Source organism: Candidatus Jordarchaeum sp., assembly GCF_052745115.1.
Window position 1 is genome coordinate 1 of the sequence record NZ_JBRAKS010000554.1, and the last position, 1,567, is coordinate 1,567.

Annotated in this window: 2 protein-coding genes and 1 pseudogene; all 3 read left to right on the forward strand. The window is 35.5% G+C overall.

Features of this window, described 5'->3' with window-relative positions; all coding sequences use genetic code 11:
• Positions 1-406: pseudogene (locus tag ACUVXA_RS20765) on the forward strand (hypothetical protein); the annotation flags it as partial.
• Between the two features lie 4 nt (positions 407-410).
• Entirely contained in the window at positions 411-902 is a 492-nt protein-coding gene (locus ACUVXA_RS20770; RefSeq protein ID WP_445873201.1) for a hypothetical protein, read from the forward strand.
• A gap of 288 nt (positions 903-1,190) precedes the next feature.
• Positions 1,191-1,567 (forward strand): hypothetical protein (locus tag ACUVXA_RS20775; protein WP_445873202.1); only part of this gene is annotated, 377 nt, incomplete at its 3' end.

Genomic DNA, 1,567 nt, shown 5'->3' on the forward strand with positions numbered 1-1,567 from the left:
CCTAGGAATCCCTGTTAGAAACATTACTTGGGGACATCCAAACATAAGAGACCCGGCTCTTAAGGACTATAATAAGAACAGAAGGGATGCTTGGGCACGAGAACACCAGATAAGAGTTTATGCCGAAGATTTTCTTAAAATCGGCTTCTACATAAAGCATAAACAAGAAATCTTAGAGGAAATGGCTCAGTTCAATAAAGAGAACTTCTCAGACTCTAACTTCTGCTTGCCTCCAAAAACACGTATCCGTCAAAAGCAAAATCATCCTGAAGAAAAATCCGATAAACTACCTCAAAGAATAAGAGGAAAACATTATGATGCCTACTGGCAAATTTGCTGCGACTTGGGTTGCGTCCGTTGCGCAAAAAACAGAACCTCTAGCTTAGAAAATCAAAAAGGGGAATAGAAGCTTGCCATACGAAAACGAAAAAGAGATTTACCCAGACATTCAAGAATGGCTCCTTAACCTATTAAAGAGGGAATATAAGAAGTATGATATAAAGGTTTATGATACTCATGCAAAATTTTTGTCAAAATTCCTAGTTCAAGAAAATTTTCATACATATTTCCCTGATTTCCAAAGTTACGAAATAAAAGTAGACATAACAGGGGTAATTACAAAGGGAGACACAGCAAAGCTGGCCTTCGTCGAGTGCAAGCTACGTCCCATAACTTTAAGAGATATTTCACAGCTAATTGGATACAGCAAAGTTGCAAATCCCATTAAAGCCATCATTCTATCCCCGGAAGACGTGAGCGACCCAGTTTCTTATCTATTCAGAACCCTAAGACGATATGATGTCCTGCTTTACAACAAAAATAAAGTTATAATTGGTAAGTGGGACGAAAATAAAAAGGAGTTAATCACCACCTCAATAATCCCAAAAGGAGAAATACCATAGGCCACCAATGAGTCTACTATTTATTACGTGGTGATTTGTTTCAGTTCTGTTAACTGTTAAATTTCGCTTTCCTTTCCCCTTCAGCAACCACTTCTTGGTGCTTCTATCCCTGCTAGGCGTGAAACCCCACGTGAAACAAAGGGTTTAAACCCGTTTTCTCTCCCCTCCCCAAAACCACAACGAAAGTTAACACAAAAGAATATAAAAAATCAGAACATTATAAAAGATAGACCAGTTGTCTTTGGGTGAAAATTTAGAAAATCATATAGTAATTATCTAGTGATTGAATTGATAGAATTATCATCAGAAAACATTGATATTTTAGAATTTATTGAAAATCAATCATACTCTAATGTTACCTTTGATATTGAAACTTTAGACAGTAAACCATTAAACTTATTGAAGGAACCGATAGTCTCCTTTTCTCTTTCATTTGTGCCGGATATTTCATTGCCACTTTTAACATATTTTCCAACATTTGCTTTTATTATAACAGATACAAGTGAAGAGAAAGAGTTATTGTTAAAGTTAAAAGAAATTTTTTTGAAAATTCCAAATGTTATCATAATTGGTCATAATGTTTCTTACGAATTGGATAGTAAGAAAGAATGTGTAGAAGTTAGGGACATTTGTCACCCCTTGCTGTTAATTGGTAGGATGTCCTG